This window comes from Bacteroides sp. 51 (assembly GCF_010500965.1).
Classification (GTDB): domain Bacteria; phylum Bacteroidota; class Bacteroidia; order Bacteroidales; family Bacteroidaceae; genus Bacteroides.
On record NZ_QVMI01000217.1, the window covers coordinates 1 to 247 of the forward strand.

Annotated in this window: 1 protein-coding gene; it reads right to left on the bottom strand. The window is 61.5% G+C overall.

The window, feature by feature from the left end:
• Nucleotides 1-247: hypothetical protein (locus D0T87_RS24415; protein ID WP_203558797.1), on the bottom strand; the 247-nt coding region annotated here is incomplete at both ends.

Below are 247 nucleotides of genomic sequence, written 5' to 3' on the forward strand. Positions count from 1 at the left end.
TCACGGGCATTATCACCAAAGTCATAATCAATCCCACTACCCCCTTGCACATAGTCCAAATAAGCCGTCCCCTCCTTCACGCCCGCGGTCGTGACGACCGTTTTGGTCGCGGCGGTCGCCGCGGTCGCCGCGGATGATGTGGACGCCACGGATGGTGTGGAGACCACAGCCGCAGTGAGGCCGTCTGCGGCCGTGGTTTTGGCGGGAACGTCCTGTGATGCTGTTTGTGTCGTCTGCTTGGCCGGAC